This is a genomic window from Hartmannibacter diazotrophicus (genome assembly GCF_900231165.1).
In the GTDB taxonomy this organism is placed as follows: domain Bacteria; phylum Pseudomonadota; class Alphaproteobacteria; order Rhizobiales; family Pleomorphomonadaceae; genus Hartmannibacter; species Hartmannibacter diazotrophicus.
On sequence record NZ_LT960614.1, the window covers coordinates 612,425 to 626,924 of the forward strand.

The following is a 14,500-nucleotide window of genomic DNA, read 5'->3' on the forward strand; positions in this document are numbered from 1 at the left end:
AGTAACCGACTGCGATGCCGAAGGTATTGATTGTCGAAGACGAAGAGCCTGTCAGCCTGCTGCTCCGCTACAACCTTGAAGCCGAAGGATTTGAAGTTGAGTCGGCCGACCGCGGCGACGACGCCGAGGTTCGTCTGAGGGAGATCGTTCCCGATCTCGTGTTGCTCGACTGGATGCTTCCGGGCCTTTCCGGCATCGAGCTTTGCCGGCGCCTGCGCCAGCGCGAGGAGACCTCGCGCGTGCCGATCATCATGCTGACGGCGCGCGGCGAGGAAAGCGAGCGGATCCGGGGACTTGGAACCGGGGCCGACGACTATGTGGTCAAGCCCTTTTCGGTGCAGGAACTGATCGCCCGCATCAAGGCGATCCTGCGCCGGGCAAAGCCGGAGTCCCTTTCCAACCAGCTGACCGCCGGCGACATCGAACTCGATCGCGAGACCCATCGCGTGCGCCGGGCCGGACGGGAAATCCATCTCGGCCCGACCGAATTCAAGCTTCTCGAATTCCTGATGCAGAGCCCCGGCCGCGTCTTTGCCCGCGAGCAGTTGCTCGACGGCGTCTGGGGGCATGACGTCTACGTGGACGAGCGTACCGTCGACGTCCATGTCGGCCGCCTGCGCAAGTCCATCAACCGCGCCAATGCCAAGGACCCGATCCGCACGGTACGCGGCGCCGGCTATTCCTTCGACGAGCACTTCGTCAGGACTTGAGGCGAGGGGCCCTGTTGAAGGGCCCCCCTGTTTTCTTGTGCCCGGGGGCGTCAGTCGAACTGTTCCGGCGAGAATTCGTAGCTTGCCGAACAGAACTCGCAGGTGACGCCGATCTTGCCGTCCTTGACCATGTCGCGGCGATCCTCCAGCGGGAAGCTCTTCAGCATTTCCGCGACCTTTTCCTCCGAGCAGCGGCAACGCTCCGTCACCGGCTGGTGATCGAAGACCCTGACGCCACGTTCGTGGAACAGCCGGAACAGCAGCCGCTCGGCCGAGACCTCGGGATCGGTCAGTTCGTGGTCGGCGATCGTGCCGACCAGCGAGGACACTTCCGTCCAGGCATCGTCATCGTCGATCGGATCGACGGTCACGCCGTCCGGCGCGTCGCCAGGATCGAGATCGCGGGCGCGGATGCGGTCGGTGTTCTCGGGCAGGAACTGCACCATCAGGCCGCCGGCGCGCCAGGCATGACGGGCCTTGCCGTCCTCGCCGCGCGTCAGCACCTCGGCCACCGCAAGGCGCACCTTGGTCGGAATTTGCTCCGACTGGGCGAAATACTGGTGCGCGGCATCCTCCAGCGACCGGCCGTCGAGCGGCACGACGCCCTGGTAGCGGCTCATGTCCGGGCCCTGGTCGATGGTCATCGCCAGATGGCCGTTGCCGAGCAGTTCGGACGGACTGGTCCGACCTTCAGCGATCGCAGCCTCGACGGCTTCGGCGTCGAAGCGGGCGCAGGCCCGCACGGCATCGGGCGCCGTGAAGTCGACGACGATCATATGCACCGGCCCATCGCTCTGGGTCTGGAAGATGAAGCGGCCGTCGAACTTCAGCGACGAGCCGAGCAGCACGGTCAGCGCCACAGCTTCGCCGAGCAGGCGGGCGATCGGCTCCGGGTAGTCATGCCGGTCCAGGATGCGGTCGAGCGCATCGCCGAGATGGACGGTGCGCCCGCGCGCGTCGAGGACGTCGACCTGGAAGGGCAGGATGCTGTCGGACATCGGCACACCCTGAACTGTTGCCGTAAAATCGTTCATCGCTTTGGGTCCTGTGGCCCTGCGTCGAGCCGCAGGGTCCGTTCATATCAGCACGAAACAGCCGATATGGCGCCGGCGGGTGACCTTCGCAACGGTTGGCGCCGGCAGGGCTGCCATGCTCAGATGGCGCCGAAACACCAGGCAAGCACGCCCTTCTGAGCGTGAAGGCGGTTTTCGGCTTCGTCGAACACGACCGACTGCGGGCCGTCCATGACGGAGGTCGTCACTTCCTCCTCCCGGTGCGCGGGCAGGCAGTGCATGAAGATCGCGTCCTTGTCGGCGGCCGCCATCAGCCGGTCGTTGACCTGATAGGGCATCAGGAGATTATGCCGCCGCTCGCGCTCCTTGTCGCCCATGGACACCCAGGTGTCGGTGACGACGCAGTCGGCGCCGTCGACGGCCTCGAAGGCGTCGGTCGTCACCTCGACCCGCCCACCGTTCTCGCGCGCCCAGTCGATCGGGCCTGCGCGCAGGGCAAGTTCCGGCGGCGTCGCGATCCGCATGGTGAAGTCGAAGCGCGCGGCTGCGTGAACCCAGGAGGCGAGCACGTTGTTGCCGTCGCCGACCCAGGCGATCGTCTTGCCGGCGATCGGGCCGCGATGCTCCTCGTAGGTCATGATGTCGGCCATGATCTGGCACGGATGCGACTTCCGGGTCAGGCCGTTGATCACCGGAACGGTGGCGTTCTCGGCAAGCTCGGTCAGCGCCGCGTGGTCGAGGATGCGGATCATGATGCCGTCGACGAAGCGCGACAGGACCCGCGCCGTGTCGGCGATCGTCTCGCCGCGGCCGAGCTGCATTTCCGCGCCCGTCAGCATCAGCGTCTCGCCGCCGAGTTCGCGCATGCCGACGTCGAAGGAGACCCGCGTGCGTGTCGAGGGGCGCTCGAACACCATGGCCAGCACCTTGCCGGCGAGCGGACCCTTGCCGCGATGGACGCCATCGCGCGAGGCCTTGAGCGTCTTGGCCTGGTCGAGCATGAGACGCAGGTCGGACGCGCCGACATCGGTGAGGTCGAGGAAATCGCGCTTCTGCGCAGTCTTGGCTGTCATGACTTCGGATCCCGAGGGGGCGCAAGCGTCGCGGCCGCGGCTTCCAGCCGCTTGGTCGCCTCGTCCACGTCCCGTTCGTCGATGATGAGCGGCGGCAGCAGGCGGACGACGTTGTCGCCGGCCGGGACGCCGATGAGATGCTGGGCCCGCATGGCCGCCACGACGTCGCCGACGGGCTTCACGCATTTGAGGCCGAGCAGGAGACCTTCGCCGCGCACGAGCGAGAAGACATCCGGATTGTGGTCGACAAGCCCGGCGAGCTTCTGCTTCAGCTTCAGGCCGATCTCGCGCACATGCTCGAGGAAACCGGGCGCGAGCACGACGTCCAGCACCGCGTTGCCGACCGCCATCGCCAGCGGATTGCCGCCGAAGGTGGTTCCGTGGGTGCCCGGAACCATGGCCGCCGAGGCCTCTTCCGTGGCAAGGCAGGCGCCGACAGGAAAGCCGCCGCCGAGCCCCTTGGCAACGGCCAGGATGTCCGGCTCGATGCCGCTCCACTCATAGGCGAAGAGCTTGCCCGTGCGCCCGATTCCGGTCTGCACCTCGTCGAGAATGAGCAGGATTCCTTCCGCGTCGCAGAGATCCCGCAAGGACCGCAGGAACGCCGGGGGAAGGGGGCGTACACCGCCTTCGCCCTGCAGCGGTTCGGCGAGGATCGCCGCCGTCTCGGGGCCGATGGCAGCCTTGACGGCCTCAAGGTCGCCGAACGGCACCTGGTCGAAGCCCTCGACCTTGGGGCCGAAGCCCTCCAGATACTTGGCCTGCCCGCCGGCGGCGAGCGTCGCCAGCGTCCGGCCGTGGAAGGCGCCCTCGAAGGTGATGATGCGCACGCGCTCGGGCTGGCCCTTGGCGTAGTGATAGCGCCGGGCGGTCTTGATCGAGGCCTCCAGCGCCTCGGCGCCGGAATTGCCGAAGAAGACGCGGTCGGCGAATGTGTTGTCGACCAGCCGCTGGGCAAGGCGCGTCTGCTGCGGAATCTCGAAAAGGTTCGAGGCGTGCCACAGCTTGCCGGCCTGCTCGGTCAGCGCCGCGACGAGATGCGGATGGGCATGACCCAGTGAGTTGACCGCAATGCCGGCGCCGAAGTCGAGCCAGGCCTCGCCTCGCGTGTCGTAGAGCCAGGCGCCTTCTCCTCGCTCGAAGGCGATATCGGCCCGCGAGAAGGTTGAAAAAAGTGGCGATGTGGCAGTCGGACTTGCGGTCATGGCGGCACCGGTTCTCTGGCGCTGGGATTGAGGTCGTTCCGGCCCGTCCGGGCTCCATATCGGGGTGTCGGGAAGGGGCGCGGAATGATCGGGTTTCTCAGGAAAATCAAAGCCGCGCCCCCGGTGTGCGGCGGCGCGGCCATGACTGGCGTCCGTATACCATGCGAGGCACGGGGACTGTCAATTGCAGATCCGCCGCAAATGGGCCGGACTCTGCAGAATTCCGCGTTTTGTGCGCGGCCGGTCCGCATGCCGCGCCGGATCGTGTCGATGGCGCGGCCGTGACGGGCCTTGCGGTTGAAAAGCAGGCTATCGGCCTCGCCCTCTTGCCTGTGCAAAATTGTAAGTCGCTCTATTCTATGAGACTTTTCTGGCGCCCCTTGTCTTTGCTCATGGAAACGCCAGATTATTTGGGGAAAAGTAGAGCGAGGCCCGCTTGGAACCGCGTCCGGCGTTGCCACGGAGTCAGCCGATATTGTAGGTTCCTCGCCAGTTGCCACGACATATCGTGGCGCTTGATGCCTCTTGAGGCGTATCTCGTCATTTGAGTTCACGATCCGGACCCTGCGTTGGATCAAAGACGTGCCCGCGTTGTGTGTGGGGGCGAATGATGAGGGATTCCGCTTCTTTAAAGGGAGATGCAGCGTGACCGAATTGTCCTGGACCGAAGAGCGGGTCGAGCGCCTGAAGGCCTTGTGGGCCGAGGGACTGAGCGCCAGCCAGATTGCCGGTGAACTGGGTGGAGTGACCCGCAATGCGGTGATCGGCAAGGTCCATCGTCTCGGCCTTTCGGGGCGGAGCAAGCCGCAGGCACAGCCCACGGCCCGCCCGCGCAAGACGCGCGAGCCGACGCATCCCATGCGCCCGTCAGCACCCGCTTCGGTCGGCAACACGGCCCTGAAGGCGGATGTCGAGGAATTGCCGGCCGCCGAGCCGGAGGCAAAGACCAGCCCGCGCCCGGAGGTCATCGATTTCGAGCGCGCAACGATCCTGACGCTGACCGAGCACACCTGCAAGTGGCCGATCGGCGATCCGAGCCGCGAGGATTTCTTCTTCTGCGGCCGTCATTCCGAGGCCGGCATTCCCTATTGCGCGCATCATGCGCGGATCGCCTATCAGCCGGCGCATGATCGCCGCCGCGACCGCAAGGCGAGCTGATCGGCGCATCGAACTGGCAAGCTTTTGAGAGGCACCCGTCGGAAACGGCGGGTGTTTCTTTTTTTGGGGACCGCCCGTCTTCCGGCGGCATCTGGGCTCAGGTTGCGGAGGATGCCGCCAGCCTGTCGGCGAAGGCGGAGACAAGGGCGCCGGCCCGCTTCATGTGACCCTCGAAGGTCTCGCCGCTCGCCTTTCGCGGCTTGAGGTCGTGGTCTCCGTCGGCAAAGCCGGCGACGTCCACATGCCCCGGAAGGTCCGCCGCCGTCAGTTCGTCAGCCGAGCCGAACGGATCGCGCGTGCCCTGCAAAATGAGCAACGGGCAGCGGACGTCCAGGAGCGGCCCGACCCTTGCCTCCGTTTTCCCCGGCGGGCGAAAGGGATAGCCGAGAACGACGACGCCGGCGGGCGAAACCACAGGGGCTGCCTCTCCCGCCAGCATGGTGGCAATCCGGCCGCCCATGGACTTGCCTCCGATGAGCAACGGTCCCTTGCACAAGGCACGCGCGGCGGCCACTGCCTCGCGAAATTCCGGCAGCAGCCGCTCCGCCCTTGGCGGCGGTTTGCGCTCGCCGGCGCGGCGCGCGGCCATGTAGGCGAATTCAAAACGCAGCACGCGAAGACCCCGCGCGGCCACCTCGCCGGCAAAGGCATTCATGACCGGGCTGTCCATCGGCGCACCCGCGCCATGGGCAAAGAGCAGGGTCGCCCTGGCCTCCTCCGGACCGTCGCACAGAAAGGGATGGCTTGTGCCATCGGCAGGGATCGGCATGTCGCGAACTCGAAGTGGACGGGTGGCGCTCAGTAGAGGCCGACCGGCAGGAACCGCCTGTAGAGATCGGCAAGTAAGCCCTTCGCTTCCAGCCTTGCAAGACTGTCGTCGAAAAAGGCCTTGAGCGCCTGATTGTCTGTCGCCACCGCGATGCTGAGCGCACCGGAAAAATAGGCCGGGTCGGAATAGGCGTCGCCGCCGAACCGGCAGCAGTCCTTCGCATCGGCGCCGGAAATCCAGAAGGCGAGGGCAAGACTGTCGGCGAAGACGGCATCGACCTCACCCTCCTTGAGGGCGCGAAGCGCCGGCTCCAGGCTCGCATAGCCCCGTTTGACGCTCTTGGGAAAATGGGCGGCGAGGAACGCGTCGTGGCGTCCGCCCTCAACAACGGCCACGGGAAATCCTTCCAGGGTCTCCGGAATGACGCCGCCGATGAAATCCTTGCGGACGACGAAGCGGGCGGGAAGGCGCAGATAGGGCGCGGAGAAGGCAAGAAACTCTGCCGTCTTTTCGGTGTCCTGGAGGCCGGCGATGATCGCATCCGCCTCGCCGTCCCGCACGGCATCGACGAGTTCGTCGAACGGCTTCGTCTGGATCGTGCAGGGGATTTGCGCCTGCTGGCAGATCGCGCGGGCGAGTTCCACATTGTAGCCGACGAGATGCCCGGCTCCATCGGAGAAGTCGAAGGGCGGAAAATCGTCGGTGGTGACGAAGCGGATGGCATTGGGAACCGTGACGTCCGCCTTGCGCGTCTGGCCGGCGTCGAACAGCCTCGGCGGCAGCAGGGCTTCGTTCCGGCCGTGCACCGGAGGCGAGCCTGGTCCCGTTTCCGCCGGCGCAGGCTGCGCATAAAGACAAAACAGAAATGCAGCAGAAAGTTGCAAACTTTTCATTGCTATTCAAACGCGATCGTCAATACTCTCATGACGAGCATATCCGAGGCTGAAGTCTTCCCGCCAATCCGATTGACCCTGGGACGATGCCATGCGGGTGGGGCGGTGTCCACACGCTGGGGTGTGATCCAGGGCCTCAGTCGCGCCCAGAGTACGGCCTGTGTGGAAACCCAAGGACGAGGAGCCGGGCGGCGTTTCTCCAGTGCGCCCCGAAGCCGAGAGTACGAGTATCCCTCCTCTCGCCGCCATCGGCCTTGCCGGGGAGGCCGGCGATCTCTTGGCCGTCGCGGCTGACCATCTGGGACGCCCGCCGGCCGAACTCGTCCTGAGGCTGGGGATTTTGAGCCCCGACGATCTCCAGCAGCGATTGGCCTCCCTGTGGGATCTCCCTTCCCTGTCCGGGGCAACGGTCGACCTGCTCGACCGTCTCGCGCCACGCTGGGAGGGAGAACTGGCCCTTGCTCTCTTGGGCGATGCGGCGTTCCGCCGCCAGCGCGGCCTTGTGATCGCGCTGAACGCGCCTTTGCACGACCTGGACCGGCGCCTGCCGCAACTGCTCGCCGCCCGGCGGCTCGGGCTCACGGTCTATCTGGGGCCGATGACGGGCAGGCATCGCTTCGTGATCTGGGATCTCGGGGATTTCCGGCTCGACATGGTGGTGAAGGCGGCAAGCGGGCAGGATGGCCTTGCGGTTCTGGCCCGCCAGCGCGGCCCCGGACCGGCCGAGTTCTATCGCCTGCTTGCGAACCGCTACGGGCTGGACTTCGCCTCGCCGGGGGATTTGCGATCCTGCCGGCTGGAGGGCGGTCCGATCTCGCCGGAGGTGGCCCGCCGCGCTCCCGTCGCCTTCGCGCGCCTGGCCGATGACCGTCCGGTCATTCTCTGCGCGCCGAGGATCGGCCGCATCGAGGCCGATCTGCACCGGGTGCTCACCGAGCATCGCCTGCACCGGCCGGTCGTCCTGTGCCCGCCTCGTGACCTGCATCGCCTGGTGCGCGAGGCGGCCGCCCCCGAAGTCCTGCGCCGGGACCTGACCCGCCTCGACCGGGAGCGGCCGGCCCTTTCGGCGCGAAGGACGCCGTCGCCCTCGCTGCGCTTCTCTCTCGCGCTCTGGCTGCTGGCGCTTGCCGTCCTTGCGGCGGCTGCACCGCTGGTCTTCATCCATCTCGGCCTCGCGCTGACGATGGTCGGCTTCCTGAGCGTCGGCCTCGTCCGTTTCTTCGCCGCCCGCGCGATGGGCCTGCAGCCGCCGCGAGCGTTCCGTCCGCCGCGCGATCCGCCGGTCTGCTCGGTCCTCGTGGCCCTCTACGATGAGGCCGACATGGTTCCGGGCCTCGTCGGGGCGCTGGAAAGGCTGCGCTATCCGCGCGATCGGCTGGAATTGAGGATTGTCTGCGAGGCAGATGACCGCGCGACGATCGCCGCGGCAGAGGCGGCGCTGGCGGGCCTGCCCCATGGCGAGGTGATTGTAGTGCCCGATGGCCGGCCGCGCACCAAGCCGAGGGCGCTTGCCTATGGCCTCGCCTTCTGCGAAGGCGCGATGGTGACCGTCTTCGACGCCGAGGACCGGCCGCATCCGGACCAGCTCCTGCGGGCCGCCCAGGCCTTCGCGGAAGGCCCCTCCGACCTCGGCTGCGTCCAGGCACGGCTCGTCATTGACCGCATCGGCAACACCCTGCAGAAGCAGTTCGCCATAGAATACGCCGCGCTCTTCGACGGCCTGCTGCCCTTCTTCGCCCGCTATCGCCTTCCCGTGCCGCTGGCGGGCACCTCCAATCATTTCAAAAGGCAGGCCCTCGACGAGGTGCTTGGCTGGGATCCATGGAACGTGACCGAGGACGCCGATCTTAGCATTCGCCTGGTTCGTGCCGGATGGCAGATAGACCTGATCGACGCGGTGACGCTGGAAGAGGCTCCGCGTCGCTTCACGCCCTGGCGCCGCCAGCGCAGCCGCTGGATCAAGGGCTGGATGGTCACCTGGCTCGTTCACATGCGTCAGCCCTGGCGCTTGTGGCGCGAGGTCGGACCGCTGGGCTTTGCGGTGATCCAGCTCTATTTCGGCGGCGTGGTTCTCTCAGCCCTGGCACATCCGGCCGGCGTCATGCTGATCCTGTTCAATCTTCTCGGCATCTGGCCGGTCCTGATCGGTGGCGATCCGCTGAGCGACACGCTGATGGCCTGCGCCGTCCTCAACATCCTCTTCGGCTATGGCGCGTCGATGTGGCTCGCGGCTCGCTCGCTGGCCGTGCGCCGGCGTTTTGCTTTGAGCGGGGCGATACTCTGGATGCCGGTCTACTGGCTGCTGGTATCCGTCGCGGCATGGGGCGCGCTGTTTCAGCTCATCGCCCGGCCGCACCATTGGGCCAAGACCCCGCATGAGCCCCACGACCGCCCGGACGGCGAGCCTCTAGGCTCCATCATCCCGAAAGGATGGATCGGCTGGCTAAAGCGAAGATTCGGAGGGAGAAGATGGAGCGGGTGAAGGGAATCGAACCCTCGTATGCAGCTTGGGAACTTGATGGCTAAATCTATTTTTCATATTATTTTTCAAATGATTAGTGCTATCTCTAAGCTGTTGCTGCAGACAGTCTGTAGGAGGATTGATCAGGCCTGATCAATATCGTTCCAATAGTCCTCGGGCTCGAATATGTCCACTTCGCCTAGATCGACTTCATGATACCGGTCTTCGATCTCGCCGTCTCCAAGGTCAATTAATTCGTTGTCCATTCCTAGGCTGTAGACATATAGTGTAAATGAGGCTCGAACGGTCATTTCTTCTTCTGCTTTGACCATTCGACCGCCCATCGAGACCGACTCGCGGTCCACGCCGTCCCAGACCGAGAAACTGAGTTCAACCGGAACTTTCACCTGTAGGCCAAGCGGCATACTGGCAACTACCTGCAAGCCTTCTCCGTCGTCAATTCCTTCAACTTCAATTATGTCGATGTCATCTTCTTCCGGCCAAGTGACCTCTTCGAGTTCGCCGGCCATGGCATAAAGTTCGACCTCGCCGTGTGTCGGGTGTGCATTTGCTGTGAACTCCAGCCGTTCTACATTGCTGGCTACAAGCTGCTTGGCATCTTCATTTCCTGCGCCATCTTGGTGAAGCCATGCATGAATGGCTGAACGGAGGCCTACCGGCGCATCCGTTACGAGGGCCAGTGCGCGTTCGATTTGAGGAACGAGGAACAAGCGTTGCGACTGCTCGCAGTACGCACGCCAGTCACCGTCGTTGGACACAACTAGTATCGAAGTTCCGTCTTGATCGGCGGTTCGCTCCAAAGCGTGCAGGGCCAAGGCGTCCGGAAACTCATCCTTTTTTCTGCCCGAACCAAATGGTGGCCGGCCCGCGAAGTAGGCATCGTAGACCGTCGCAGTTGACACAAGCGCGGCATCGTCCAGAAGCTCGCATCCTGTGTCCTTGATGAATTCGTTCCAACGCTGGCTCGCAGCGTCGGCGGGAGTCCTCCCCCCGGAAATTTGCTCCAACAGTTGATCCCGAGTTGGGTCTTCTGTCCCGAACGCAAACAGTGCTTTGCCAATGCTTTTCTTCGCTGTTTGAAGTGCGTCCTCTGCTGCCTTCGTTAGGTGCGCGGCCACTTCTCTTGCGACCGTGCCAGACAGTATGAACCGGAACGGACGCTCTTTGAGGCGTGCCAGCGCATGCATCGAGGCTGAACTGAGTTGCAGCCGCTTCTGATCAAAAATGTTGGTGTCAACTGAGAGCGCTGTTATGCGACCCTCCGCCAGCAGTGTCTTCAATTGTCGTTCGTCAACAACGGGCACTATGGGGTTGGCTTCTCGGGTTCAAACATCACAATCATGGAGGGCTGGAGCGGGTGAAGGGAATCGAACCCTCGTATGCAGCTTGGGAAGCTGCCGTTCTACCATTGAACTACACCCGCCAGAAACAGCATTCAAAAGATTGAAATCTCAGCTGTTTTGGTCCCGCAGATCGTCATCTGACTGCGAAATCGGACCTTTTTGTACTCGATCTCTTCGGAGATAGGCAAGGCCATTCTGGCGTGCAAAATCCCGCTGACCGCAGGCGCGCGCGCCCGATGGCGTCGCAAGATGAGGCGATGCAGCCGGCGGCCCGCTGCCTGCCGAGAGGGGCTCTCATGTCCGCAAACCGCGCCGGGGCGGAACGCGCGAGTTTGCAAAGCTATGGAATGATTTGAAGATTCTAGAGTATCCGGGAAGTCAGACTACAATTCGCATCGCTCGTTCTTTTTCAGATACGGCGAATTGCACCGCCATTGAATCCCGCTGTAGTCCAGATGGCTATTGGCTGGAAGTTCGACTTTTTCGCAGGAGTTGCCGACAGGTTTGAACCCTCTTTCGCATATCCAGCCACTGCCGAACGGCATGTCCTCCAGAAATGCATTGGGCGGAACGATGACCTTGTCGCACGCGCCGCCCGATTTTCTGTAGCCGCGCTCGCAGGTCCATTCGAAGCCATTGCTGTTGATGAACCCGTTCTCCGGAACGTGCAGCTTCGTGCACCCCGTCGCCGAGGAAATGAAGCCTCGCTCGCATTCCCAACCCCTGTGGGAATAGTCGGAAAGATAGGCATGCTCCGGAACTTCGATCCGCGGGCATTCATCGCCAACGCGCTGGTGGCCGCGCGCGCATCGCCAGGCATCGCCATCCGCATCGATATAGCCGTTCTCCGGAACATTCAGCGCAAGGCAGCCGTCTTGTGTTGCCGAATACCCGAAATTGCATTCCCATCCCTTCCCGTAAGGAGAAGAGTGCGAGAAGTTGGGAAGCGCTTCCGAAGCGTAACCTGGAGTCATCCAGATCGACAGAAAGAGGCCCAGGAAGCCGATTGCAAGAGTTCTGGCCATCGTCGCAAGCCCCCTAAATTTTGGTTCAGATCATGATTTCTTCATGTGCGTCTTCGTCGCGACGGGCAGAGCCGGCGCGGTGCCTTCATGCGCGAGTCGGGCGGCCCGGAGGCGCTCTGTCTTTTCTGCCCTGTCCCTGGCCTGTCTCTCGTTGATGGCCTTGGCGGACCCGTCGGAGGCATCACGTCCGGTCTTGCCGTGCGAGGGCTTCTGCTTGGAGGCGTTGCTTCCTGATTGACGACGCATCGGGTGTTCCTATGGCTGAAATGAAAAAAGGCCGGGACAAGCCCGACCTCTTCCAAGGTGTCTCGATGGTCAGTGCCAGTACATCCGTGGTCAAAGCCCGGAGACACCGAAACTCATGCAGACTGCAGGTTCTCAGCCGACATCTTCCCGTTGCGGTCGTTGCGGACCGCCTCGAAGGAGAGTTTCTGTCCTTCGACGATCGACAGAAGTCCGGCGCGCTCGACGGCGGAGACGTGAACGAACACGTCGGGCTCGCCGTTGTCGGGTTGAATGAAGCCGTAGCCCTTGGTCGCATTGAAGAACTTTACAGTTCCGATAGTCATGACGATTTCCTTTCAATCGCTCAATAAAAACGTTCTCGCCGCATGAATCATGCGTCGAAAAATGATGAATCGATTTTGAGGGAGGAAAATCGTAAGTGTCGCGATAGTCGCGAAAACAACATTCAACAGCAAGATCGATGAGACTTATATAAGGGCAATCGGTCAATACGGCAAGGCGTGGCCGAATAATTTTCAAAATGAAATTCTCTGAAGAATTTCGGCAATACTTTTTTTACCCGGACATCCGCGGATTTTGAGGCAAGGCTGGCGTGGATCTCCAGACCGACGTTTTGTCCGGAAATCCGGAGCGGCGAGACCATGACGATCTGTGCCGGGCTCAGCCTCGAAAATGCTTGGAGAGCTTCAGCCCCTGGGCCTGGTAGTTCGATCCGATGCCGGAGCCGTAGAGCGTGTCGGGCCGCGCCTTCATGCGCTCGTAGACGAGGCGGCCGATGGTCTGGCCGTGTTCGAGGATGAAGGGCACCTCGCGGCTCCGCACCTCCAGCACCGCGCGCGAGCCCTTGCCGCCGGCGGCCGCATGACCGAAGCCGGGGTCGAAGAAGCCCGCGTAATGGACGCGGAATTCGCCGACGAGCGGATCGATGGCCACCATTTCGGCCGCCGTATCGGGCGGCACATGCACTGCCTCACGCGAGGCGAGGATGTAGAATTCGCCCGGATCGAGAATGAGGCTCGGCACCCCGCGCGAATGGATCGGCTCCCAGTAGTCGAGCACGTCGCAGGCGTTCTTCTTGTCGACGTCGATGACGCCGGTGTGGCGCTTGGCGCGGTAGCCGAGCAGCGAGCCAGAGCCTTCGCGCTCCAGGTCGATGGACAGCGTCAGCCCGTCCTCGAAGCGCGCCGGGTCGGTGTCGACGAGCGGCGTCTTGTTGTGGAGATCGGCAAGCTCCTCGTCGGTGAGGATCGACGATCCGGTCCGGAAGCGCACCTGCGACAGCCGGGAACCGGTGCGCACCAGCACGGGGAAGGTGCGCGGAGAGATCTCGACGTAGAGCCCGCCGCGATAGCCGCCGGAGATCGTGTCGAAGGCCTCGCCGCCGTCGGTGATGACGCGGGTGAAGACGTCGAGCCGGCCGGTCGAACTCTTCGGGTTGGCGGAGGCGGCGATATGGTCGGGCAGGGCGAAGGTTTCCAGCACCGGCACGAGATAGACGCAGCCCGTCTCCAGCACCGCGCCTTCGGAAAGGTCGATGGTGTGGAGCCTCAGGTTGTCGAGCTTGGCCTCGACGGATGAATGCGGCCCGGGCAGGAAACTTGCGCGCAGGCGATGGGCGACCGCGCCGAGCCGGAGATCGATGCTCGCGGGCTGGATCTGGTCGGGATCGAACGGCCGGTCGGCCGTGATGCCGCCGGCGTCCGCCATCGCCCTGATTTCCTGTGAGGGCAGGATGCCCACGTCATACGCCGTCATGTGCTGGGTCCGCTTGGGAAATGTCTGGGAGAGCAATAGGGGGAAAGTGGCTCGAAATAAAGGGAATGCTTGATCGAGAAGAGGGCGCCGCCACACTGCGTGAAGCGAATGCCGTAAATCCGCGCAAATCTCCGTTGGCCGTCATTCCCGCGAAAGCGGGAATGACGATATTCGAAGATTGAGAAAAGGCGGCAATGGCGAGCCGGAAGTTATTTTAACTGCTCGATATAGGTCCTGACCGCCGACTGCACATGCCGGAATCGGTCGCCGCCAAGGTGCTTGCCGCCGAACCAGCGCGTCACGACGACGATGTGGTCGGTCAGTCCCTCGCGTTCCAGCATTTTCAGGATGATCATGCCGGCACCGCTTTCGCCGTCATCTTGTCTGATCTGGCCTTCGGCGCAGATGAGCGCCCAGCTGTTGTGGGTCGCCTTGGCGAATTTCTTGGTCTTCTTCAGGTCTTCGACAAAGGCCCGGGCCTCGTCGGAGGATCGGCACGGACCGCCGGAGACGGCATATTTCGAGCCGCGGTCGGAGATGATGTTGTCGAGAATGACCATAGGGAGGGTGTAAGCGATTGCTCGGCGCAATGCCAAGGCAAGAATCCGCGCTGAGGGACAGCGCGGAAGGGCAGGAGTGAGGGCTCATGCCCTTCCGCGGGACGTTGACCTGCTTCGGTCTGTCCGCAGATGCCGCCCGGCGTCATCTGCAATGAGAACCCGTCCGATAGTCTTGGAAACCGGACAGCTGTGCTTTCGGGACACGGGAAAGACTAGCAGCGGTAGCCTTTATTCAAAAACTTTAATTTGACATGGAACTGATAGGGAT

14 protein-coding genes and 1 tRNA gene are annotated in these 14,500 nt (G+C 63.4%); 3 read left to right on the plus strand and 12 right to left on the minus strand.

Translation table 11 applies throughout. From position 1 onward, the window contains the following. Positions 1-14: 14 nt before the first annotated feature. Entirely contained in the window at positions 15-710 is a 696-nt protein-coding gene (gene phoB / locus HDIA_RS02810; protein WP_099554149.1) for a phosphate regulon transcriptional regulator PhoB, read from the plus strand. 50 nt (positions 711-760) lie between these two features. Here the strand turns inward: phoB and HDIA_RS02815 are convergent, their stop codons facing one another. The 3 genes from HDIA_RS02815 to HDIA_RS02825 form a co-directional block, all read right to left on the minus strand. Further along, positions 761-1,744 carry an Hsp33 family molecular chaperone gene (locus HDIA_RS02815; RefSeq protein WP_099554151.1) on the minus strand — a complete coding sequence of 328 codons (984 nt, stop codon included), beginning with the start codon at positions 1,742-1,744 and terminating at the stop codon, positions 761-763. A 119-nt stretch (positions 1,745-1,863) separates the two neighbouring features. Further along, complete coding sequence (gene argF / locus HDIA_RS02820) at positions 1,864-2,796, minus strand: ornithine carbamoyltransferase (protein WP_099554153.1); 933 nt, start codon at positions 2,794-2,796, stop codon at positions 1,864-1,866. Continuing rightward, positions 2,793-4,001 carry an aspartate aminotransferase family protein gene (locus tag HDIA_RS02825; protein WP_099554155.1) on the minus strand — a complete coding sequence of 403 codons (1,209 nt, stop codon included), beginning with the start codon at positions 3,999-4,001 and terminating at the stop codon, positions 2,793-2,795. The genes argF and HDIA_RS02825 overlap by 4 nt, the downstream gene beginning before the upstream one ends. A gap of 654 nt (positions 4,002-4,655) precedes the next feature. Between HDIA_RS02825 and HDIA_RS02830 the strand changes: the two genes are divergently transcribed. Beyond that, the gene (locus HDIA_RS02830) at positions 4,656-5,159 is read left to right on the plus strand and encodes a GcrA family cell cycle regulator (protein ID WP_173796289.1); all 504 of its coding nucleotides are present in this window, start codon (positions 4,656-4,658) and stop codon (positions 5,157-5,159) included. Between the two features lie 97 nt (positions 5,160-5,256). Here HDIA_RS02830 and HDIA_RS02835 read toward each other — a convergent pair whose 3' ends face one another. Both HDIA_RS02835 and HDIA_RS02840 read right to left on the minus strand, forming a co-directional pair. Then, the gene (locus tag HDIA_RS02835) at positions 5,257-5,928 is read right to left on the minus strand and encodes an alpha/beta family hydrolase (RefSeq protein WP_099554159.1); all 672 of its coding nucleotides are present in this window, start codon (positions 5,926-5,928) and stop codon (positions 5,257-5,259) included. Between the two features lie 29 nt (positions 5,929-5,957). Further along, entirely contained in the window at positions 5,958-6,734 is a 777-nt protein-coding gene (locus HDIA_RS02840; RefSeq protein ID WP_157775178.1) for a transporter substrate-binding domain-containing protein, read from the minus strand. Positions 6,735-6,981: 247 nt separating this feature from the next. Between HDIA_RS02840 and HDIA_RS02850 the strand changes: the two genes are divergently transcribed. Next, positions 6,982-9,303: a glycosyltransferase family 2 protein gene (locus HDIA_RS02850; RefSeq protein WP_157775180.1), complete on the plus strand. Its 2,322-nt coding sequence runs from the start codon at positions 6,982-6,984 to the stop codon at positions 9,301-9,303. A gap of 122 nt (positions 9,304-9,425) precedes the next feature. On the opposite strand, the gene HDIA_RS02855 is transcribed toward HDIA_RS02850, so the two are convergent. The 7 genes from HDIA_RS02855 to HDIA_RS02885 all read right to left on the minus strand — a co-directional run bounded on the left by HDIA_RS02855 (position 9,426) and on the right by HDIA_RS02885 (position 14,268). Next, positions 9,426-10,583 (minus strand): PIN domain-containing protein, encoded by a 1,158-nt coding sequence (locus HDIA_RS02855; protein ID WP_157775183.1) that lies wholly within the window; start codon positions 10,581-10,583, stop codon positions 9,426-9,428. A 69-nt stretch (positions 10,584-10,652) separates the two neighbouring features. Continuing rightward, positions 10,653-10,726, minus strand: a tRNA-Gly gene (locus HDIA_RS02860). 303 nt (positions 10,727-11,029) lie between these two features. Continuing rightward, positions 11,030-11,671 carry a hypothetical protein gene (locus tag HDIA_RS02865; RefSeq protein WP_099554170.1) on the minus strand — a complete coding sequence of 214 codons (642 nt, stop codon included), beginning with the start codon at positions 11,669-11,671 and terminating at the stop codon, positions 11,030-11,032. Positions 11,672-11,701: 30 nt separating this feature from the next. Next, positions 11,702-11,917, minus strand: a complete 216-nt coding sequence (locus HDIA_RS02870) for a hypothetical protein (RefSeq protein ID WP_157775186.1) — start codon at positions 11,915-11,917, stop codon at positions 11,702-11,704. A 113-nt stretch (positions 11,918-12,030) separates the two neighbouring features. Further along, positions 12,031-12,240, minus strand: a complete 210-nt coding sequence (locus tag HDIA_RS02875; protein WP_099554172.1) for a cold-shock protein — start codon at positions 12,238-12,240, stop codon at positions 12,031-12,033. 337 nt (positions 12,241-12,577) lie between these two features. Further along, positions 12,578-13,672, minus strand: coding sequence for a 2'-deoxycytidine 5'-triphosphate deaminase (locus tag HDIA_RS02880; RefSeq protein ID WP_099554174.1), 1,095 nt, complete (start codon positions 13,670-13,672; stop codon positions 12,578-12,580). A 209-nt stretch (positions 13,673-13,881) separates the two neighbouring features. Continuing rightward, positions 13,882-14,268, minus strand: a complete 387-nt coding sequence (locus HDIA_RS02885; RefSeq protein ID WP_245884135.1) for a YigZ family protein — start codon at positions 14,266-14,268, stop codon at positions 13,882-13,884. Between the last annotated feature and the right edge of the window lie 232 nt (positions 14,269-14,500).

Excerpts from the sequence above, each read along its gene's own strand:
- phoB (WP_099554149.1), top strand. The coding sequence starts at position 15 with ATGCCGAAGGTATTGATTGTCGAAGACGAAGAGCCTGTCAGCCTGCTG.
- HDIA_RS02815 (WP_099554151.1), bottom strand. The coding sequence starts at position 1,744 with ATGAACGATTTTACGGCAACAGTTCAGGGTGTGCCGATGTCCGACAGC.
- argF (WP_099554153.1), bottom strand. The coding sequence starts at position 2,796 with ATGACAGCCAAGACTGCGCAGAAGCGCGATTTCCTCGACCTCACCGAT.
- HDIA_RS02825 (WP_099554155.1), bottom strand. The coding sequence starts at position 4,001 with ATGACCGCAAGTCCGACTGCCACATCGCCACTTTTTTCAACCTTCTCG.
- HDIA_RS02835 (WP_099554159.1), bottom strand. The coding sequence starts at position 5,928 with ATGCCGATCCCTGCCGATGGCACAAGCCATCCCTTTCTGTGCGACGGT.
- HDIA_RS02865 (WP_099554170.1), bottom strand. The coding sequence starts at position 11,671 with ATGGCCAGAACTCTTGCAATCGGCTTCCTGGGCCTCTTTCTGTCGATC.
- HDIA_RS02870 (WP_157775186.1), bottom strand. The coding sequence starts at position 11,917 with ATGCGTCGTCAATCAGGAAGCAACGCCTCCAAGCAGAAGCCCTCGCAC.
- HDIA_RS02875 (WP_099554172.1), bottom strand. The coding sequence starts at position 12,240 with ATGACTATCGGAACTGTAAAGTTCTTCAATGCGACCAAGGGCTACGGC.
- HDIA_RS02880 (WP_099554174.1), bottom strand. The coding sequence starts at position 13,672 with ATGACGGCGTATGACGTGGGCATCCTGCCCTCACAGGAAATCAGGGCG.